4 protein-coding genes are annotated in these 6,386 nt (G+C 43.6%); all 4 read left to right on the top strand.

Translation table 11 applies throughout. The features are described from left to right. Positions 1-362: 362 nt before the first annotated feature. Complete coding sequence (locus CAG69_RS19375; protein WP_047008748.1) at positions 363-1,706, top strand: sodium/glutamate symporter; 1,344 nt, start codon at positions 363-365, stop codon at positions 1,704-1,706. A gap of 193 nt (positions 1,707-1,899) precedes the next feature. Next, a complete protein-coding gene (locus tag CAG69_RS19370; RefSeq protein ID WP_031780385.1) occupies positions 1,900-2,412 on the top strand; it encodes a prepilin-type N-terminal cleavage/methylation domain-containing protein in 513 nt (170 codons plus the stop codon). Positions 2,413-2,685: 273 nt separating this feature from the next. Next, entirely contained in the window at positions 2,686-4,425 is a 1,740-nt protein-coding gene (locus tag CAG69_RS19365) for an ABC transporter transmembrane domain-containing protein (protein WP_161445735.1), read from the top strand. A 3-nt stretch (positions 4,426-4,428) separates the two neighbouring features. Next, positions 4,429-6,204, top strand: a complete 1,776-nt coding sequence (locus CAG69_RS19360) for an ABC transporter transmembrane domain-containing protein (protein WP_161445733.1) — start codon at positions 4,429-4,431, stop codon at positions 6,202-6,204. Positions 6,205-6,386 lie beyond the last annotated feature (182 nt).

The raw sequence follows: 6,386 nt of genomic DNA, 5'->3' as shown, positions 1-6,386 counted from the left end.
ATTTAATTACAAGTGCCCTGTTTTTAGGCACTAAATATTGATGACGCTCAATTGCATTGCGCTGACAAACTGACTAGGATACACGCCCTTCCTGAGTGAACTATCAGAAACTTGATCGAGGAATTTATTCAAATTTCTCAACACTTCGTGAGCACTCACAACAATTGCACTCACTTTATAGATTTAAGGATCAACAGATCCGTTAATACAAATTCGACAGCGCAATAGAGTGCTGACTAGAACAACCATGACGCGATGTCACATGAGTGACTATTTTCGTGGTTTTGTGCTGGAAGTTATTTATTACATCAAGGCTGGTTAAAAGGATGAGCCCCTTGAACGCATTTACTGGAGGACAAGAAATGCCAAAAGGTCTAATGCTGACTGACTTAGCCATCGCTGGCTTACTATTAATTGCAGCAAAAGTAATTCGTGTACATATGCCTTTACTACAACGCATGTACATTCCATCTGCTGTATTGGCTGGGTTATTTGGTCTTATTTTTGGCCCAGCTCTGCTTAACGTATTACCTTGGACAGATACCTTTACCGCAAACGCAAGCCTCTTAACTGCTGCACTTTTTTCTGCGTTGGGTTTAGCAACAGATGTCCCGTCACCAAAAGTGGTTGCTCAACGAGCAGGCTCATTGTGGGCGTTTAACCAAATTGCATCCGTGTCGCAATGGCTGTTTGCAGCAATGTTTGGTTTAGTACTTACCACCTTCTTTTGGCCTGAGATTAATCCTGGGTTTGGCGTAACCATGTCCGCTGGATTCATGGGCGGACATGGTTCAGCATCTGTAGTCGGTGAAATCTTCACGGGACTTGGTTGGGAAGATGGCTTCACGCTCGGTTTAACGTTCGCCACAGTTGGGATCTTTATTTCAATCTCTGTGGGCATGTTAATGCTTCAGTTTGCGTTGAAAATGGGCTGGATTCGTAGCTTTACGACATTCGATAGCATGGACGAACACGAACGCAAAGGCTTAGTGAAACCTGACGATCAAGAACCAGTGATGAAAGATACGATGTCATCATTGTCAGTCGATTCTTTCGCGATTCACGCGGCGCTGGTTGTAGTGGTAACGGCTTTCTCTTATGTAGCAGCCAACTACTTATCTTCTTTCCACGATAAGGTACAAATTCCGACTTTCGTTACTGGCTTTCTAGGCGGTATGTTAGTTCGAATCATCGCTAAGCAAACCAAGGCATCTCATTACCTATGTGACGGCGCATTCAAACACGCAGCGGGTATTAGTACGGATTACCTGATCATCTTTGGTATCTCAGCGATTAAGATCACGGTTCTAGCGCAGTATTTAATGCCAATGGTAGTGCTCGCAATTGGTGGTATCGCGTTCACGCTATGGCTTATCTTTTGGGTTGCACCTCGCATCATGGGAGATGACTGGTTTGAGAAAGGCATTTTCTCTTGGGGATGGTTAACAGGTACAGTCGCTATGGGTATCGCGTTATTACGCATTGTCGACCCCAAAATGCGCAGTAAAGTGTTAGACGACTATGCTATCGCTTATGTTCCAGGCTCAATTACGGACATTTTCATCATCTCGCTTATGCCAATCGCAATGTATAACGGCATGCACTGGCAAGCGTTAGGTGTTGGTCTAACCTATATCGCCGTTGTCTTATTTATTTGGCGATTTGTGTTTAAGCGCAGCGGTCAAGCCGTCGCAAACGAGTCTTAATTGCTCATTTCGGGAGGTATTTTATCCTCCCGAATTTAACTCTCTCCCCTTATTCGATAGCCGCCTCCCAACAGCATGCAACAAATAAGCAACTTGCTTTATATTTAAGATCTGCAAGCTTGGTCACCCCTTCCCATCCTTTTTTAATACTTGACCTACGCATTTTTATATCAAAATAGCCGCCAAACTATTCATGACTCATGGAGAAAAGGCAGTGCATCGCTCTCAAGGATTTACCCTCATTGAACTCATTGTGTGCATCATTATCCTTGGTGTCGTTAGTGTTATTGCCCTTCCTAAATTTCTTGGTCTGCAAAAAGATGCTCGAGTGGCGGTTCTATATGGCGCGAGGGAAGCGCTCATGACTGCAAACAACTTTGTGTACACCAAAGCCGTTATTCAATCTCAAGAGACGGTAGATGGCGGCAAACAATATAACATTGATCTAGATAATGACGGCAATAACGACCTAATTGGTTACTTTGGATTTATTAAGAATGTCATTCCCGCAAAAGAGCTGGCAGGTTTCGACCCTCAACTCACTATTAATACTTGGTACGGGGTAGACAGCCCGGACGAACCCTATTTCCTTATCGGCTTTGCAAACAAACCTGTTGGTCCAGACCATATGTGTTATGTCGAAGTTTACTACCCAGAAACTCCAGGTGGCCAAGTCAGCTACAAAATACAAACTGACGACTGCTAGTTCCCCTAGTGAGTGAAAGTAACAGTTGCACTTTTGGTGCTTTCATCGCTTTTAGCAGAATACTGGCCCCAAAACCCATTATTAACAACTATTTCACATAATGTTGTTTCATAGTTAGCTTGCAGCGAGAAAACAAGTAATTCGCGACCGCACACGCCCGTAATCGAAACAATCTATCGTTTTTCCGACCGCCAATAATTTGTGCTTGTAAACTCATCATTTTGCTCAATAATAGTTCTATAACAAATTCAATAATTTAAAGCGGGAGGCGTGATGAGAATATTCTGGCAGTTACGTTGGTATTTCCAACAAAAGTGGAAGCATTATGTCGGATCGATTTTGCTTTTCGCTGTGATATCAACTCTACAACTTGTTCCTCCTAAAGCGGTCGGAATCATCGTTGATGGGGTCGTAGATAACACGTTAGATACAAATACGCTGATTCTGTGGCTCTTGGGACTCACTGCACTGATCTTTGCCATTTATGGATGCCGTATCTTATGGCGAATTTGGCTTTTCGGCGCAAGCTGGGAACTCGGAACCATTCTACGTAATCGCCTCTATAGGCACTTATCGACACAACCACCCCGATTTTTCGAACGTTATAAGACCGGTGATCTGATGGCGCGTGGTACTAATGATGTACGTAACATCGTAATGACAGCCGGCGAAGGGGTTTTAACGGCAGCCGATTCCTTGATCACGGGTATTGCAGTTTTAATCATTATGGTAACGCAAGTTAGCTGGAAGCTCACCGTTATGGCACTTCTTCCAATGCCGTTTCTTGCAATCATCATCTTTTTTATCGTCCGTATACTGCATCAACGTTTCCGCATTGCTCAGGAAGCCTTTTCTACCATGTCAGACATGACGCAAGAGTCACTTAACGGCGTGCGAATGTTGCGAGCTTTTGGGTTAGAGAATCAAGAGCAACAGCGCTTTGAAGATGTAGTCGATGATACCGGTCAGAAAAATATCGCCGTCGCTAGAGTCGACGCGAGATTTGATCCAGCTATCCAACTCACCATCGGCCTCTCTTTCCTTCTCAGTGTCGCTGCTGGTGCTTACCTTGTCGATAAGGGAGAGATCACGCTTGGTGATCTAACAGCCTTTACGATGTATTTAGGGTTGATGATATGGCCTATGCTGGCCTTCGCTTTCTTATTTAATATTTTAGAGCGAGGCTCCGCAGCATGGAATCGCCTACAAGAGATCTTTGATGAAACACCAGAGATTGTCAGTGGTAATAAACCATTAGAAGATAAACCACTGCCATTAAAAATTGATATCAATGCTTTCCACTGGTCCAGTGATTTACCACCAGCTTTGGCCGAAATAAAAATCGAGCTCAAGCCCGGTAAAATGTTGGGAGTAGCAGGTCCTGTCGGAAGCGGAAAATCAACCCTGCTAACGCTGCTTTTGCGTCAGCACGACCTAACAAACGGTTCAATTACATTCGGGGATGTTGAGATTAAAGATGCCCTACTTCCTCAGTGGCGCAACCGCTTTGCCGTGGTTAATCAAAGCCCGTTTCTATTTTCAAAATCTATCTTTGACAATATTGCCTTAGGCAACCCTAACGCGGGAAAGGAAGAAGTCTACAGAGCAGCAAAGTTAGCCTGTATTCATGATGATATAGAGAAGTTTCCTGAAGGCTATCAAACTGAAGTTGGCGAGAAAGGCATTACTCTCTCTGGAGGACAAAAACAACGAATTGCGATAGCACGCGCTATGTTACTAAATACACAAGTCTTGGTATTGGATGATGCGCTTTCGGCTGTTGATGGCCGAACCGAACATCAAATCCTTAAGAATTTGGAAACACACTACCGTGATCAAGCCCTAATCGTTATTGCACACCGCCTCACCGCATTGGAAGCAGCAGACGAGATCATTGTCTTGAATCACGGCCACATTACTGAACGTGGGCAACATAGCGCTTTATTAGCGCATCAGGGATGGTACGCCGAAATGTTCGAGTACCAAAAACTAGAGCAGGCGATGGAGGAATAATGAATGAACCAGACCAGTACGTTTAAACGGTTGATGTCTTACCCATTATCTCAACCAAAGCCAATGATTAAAGGACTTGCTTTGCTGTTTATCGCAGCGTTAGCCAGCGCTGGCGGCCCTTGGTTGATTCAATATTTCATTGATGAGCACATCGCTAAAGGTGACTATTCACAGAATGTTCTGATTTCGCTAGCAGTAGGTTATATCGCTCTTCAGATTGTATCGGCAACATTCCAGTATTTTCAGTCATTGCAATTTAGCATTGTCGCGGCTAACACGATCAAAGCGATTCGTAAGCAAGTATTTTCTGGCGTGATTAAGCAGCCGTTATCTGCGTTTGATTACACTCCTGCTGGAAAATTGGTGTCGCGAATCACCAACGATACGGAATCTTTACAGCAATTTTATGAGCTTTTGATCGCGACCGTGGTGAAAAACGTGGTCATGATTGTCGTAATGCTTGGCGTTATGTTTTTCATGAGTTGGAAGCTCACACTCGTTGTGCTTGTATTACTGCCGATCGTCATCGGCTTTATGTACTTGTTTAAGCAGCTAAGTACAGAAAGCTACCGAAAGATGCGTGACCTATTGACCGATATAAATGCGAATCTGAGTGAATCCATTCAAGGGATGAGTGTCATTCAATTAATGCAACAAGAAGAGCGTTTTAATAAACAGTTCAACGAGCTAACCGCAGAGCATCTGGTGGCATCTAAACGAGTGATTCGGCTAAACGGCTATCTGCTAAGACCATTAATGGACTTACTCGCTGGTCTTGCGTTGCTTTGCTTGGTTGCGATCTTTGGTTTTAATGGTATTGAGTTGATTGGTGTGGGGGTACTGTATGCATTTATCAGTTATCTTGCGCGAGTTACTGAACCACTAATTGAGATGACTCAGCAACTTGCTCTACTTCAGCAGGCGTTAGTATCAAGCGAACGTGTTTTTGAATTGATTGATGCAAAAGAACAAACTTACGGGGACGATCATCAACCATTAAGGTCAGGTGCTATCGAACTTAAAGACCTCACATTTAGCTACGATGGTAAACAGGACGTCCTAAAAGACATTTCGTTGAAGGCCAACCACCAAGACTTTATCGCACTTGTCGGGCATACAGGAAGCGGTAAAAGCACATTAGCGTCACTATTGATGGGCTTTTATCCAACGCAATGTGGTGAACTGCTCATCGATGGTCGTCCACTTAAAACACTAGGGAAAGACGTCCTTCGCAAAGATGTGGCAATGGTTCAACAAGATCCACATATTCTCCCTGCTTCAGTCAGAGAAAACATCTCTCTTGGTCGAGCGGTTGACGATACTCAAATATGGGATGCGTTAGACAAGGTAGGTTTGGCAGAGCAAATTCACCGTTATCCTAATGGGCTAGACACGCAGTTAGGTCAAGGTGAAACCAATCTATCTGCTGGACAAAAACAGCTCTTAGCTTTAGCGCGTGTGCTTGTGGTAAAACCTAAAATATTGATATTAGATGAAGCAACGGCCAATATTGACTCAGGAACAGAAGCTTTAATACAAAAGAGCTTGGCGGTACTCAGACAAGACATGACGCTCGTTGTTATCGCTCATCGACTTTCAACTATTTTGGATGCGGACCAAATCATTGTTCTTCATCATGGGGAGTTAGTAGAGAAAGGCACACACAAAGAACTGCTGAAACAAAATGGTCGTTATGCCCAAATGTATCAGTTACAGCAAGCAAACCGACATTTACAGCAGATTGAAGAAGAAACCAAGCAACTCGAAGAAGCGGTGTGATTTTTATACCCATGCCTTCTTTTTATTGGTAGGCATGGGTATAATCGGCCCAACTTCAAAAGTTAGCCTGATTAGCTTCCAATTTCTTCATAATGTGAACTAATTTTCTATTTCTTACCTATTATTGACATAACCCCTCGCTATATCACGCAAGGTCGTTGTAAAATTGTACGGTACTTCAG

It is taken from the genome of Vibrio sp. V43_P6S15P86 (genome assembly GCF_009904725.1).
Taxonomy (GTDB): Bacteria; Pseudomonadota; Gammaproteobacteria; order Enterobacterales; family Vibrionaceae; genus Vibrio; species Vibrio diabolicus.
Note: the sequence above shows the minus strand (reverse complement) of the source record. Positions and strands in the feature narration are given on the sequence as shown.

What these genes read in the sequence shown, in the direction of transcription:
- CAG69_RS19375 (WP_047008748.1), top strand. Translation starts at nt 363, where the DNA reads ATGCCAAAAGGTCTAATGCTGACTGACTTAGCCATCGCTGGCTTACTA.
- CAG69_RS19370 (WP_031780385.1), top strand. Translation starts at nt 1,900, where the DNA reads ATGACTCATGGAGAAAAGGCAGTGCATCGCTCTCAAGGATTTACCCTC.
- CAG69_RS19365 (WP_161445735.1), top strand. Translation starts at nt 2,686, where the DNA reads ATGAGAATATTCTGGCAGTTACGTTGGTATTTCCAACAAAAGTGGAAG.
- CAG69_RS19360 (WP_161445733.1), top strand. Translation starts at nt 4,429, where the DNA reads ATGAACCAGACCAGTACGTTTAAACGGTTGATGTCTTACCCATTATCT.